This is a genomic window from Proteus sp. G2675 (assembly GCF_963886535.1).
Classification (GTDB): domain Bacteria; phylum Pseudomonadota; class Gammaproteobacteria; order Enterobacterales; family Enterobacteriaceae; genus Proteus; species Proteus mirabilis.
Genome location: NZ_CAWPCB010000044.1, coordinates 1 through 366, shown reverse-complemented (window position 1 = coordinate 366; position 366 = coordinate 1). Strand labels below are relative to the sequence as shown.

The following is a 366-nucleotide window of genomic DNA, read 5'->3' as shown; positions in this document are numbered from 1 at the left end:
GCTGCCCCCGCAGCCTGCCCGCTGCGTCTGACGCTCTGACTGTCACGCTGCGTACTGACTTCACCGCTGTACACCACCCGCACCGGCTCCAGCTTCCCTTTACCGGCAGTGGCCGTCACATCCAGCAACAGGATTTCCCCGCTTTCCACATCCTGTAACTGAAGACGAGTCTGCGGGAAGGCGCTTTCCGCCCGCAGGTACACCGCCCCTCCGGTACTCTGGATCCGCAGTTTCTCATTCAGAGACGGTGGAAAACCGACACGCACATTTTTTTCCACAAACACAATGCGCTCTTCCCCCACATGCAGAGAAACCGGTAACGGAATACGCTCCCAGCGGACCAGCTCTACCGCCTGCACCGGCAGC

1 protein-coding gene is annotated in these 366 nt (G+C 60.4%); it reads right to left on the bottom strand.

Going from position 1 to position 366, the window contains the following annotated elements:
- Positions 1–365, bottom strand: a 365-nt coding sequence (locus AACQ49_RS15805; RefSeq protein WP_161779156.1) for a TIGR03749 family integrating conjugative element protein, incomplete at its 3' end; no start/stop codon positions are given.
- Position 366: the final 1 nt, after the last annotated feature.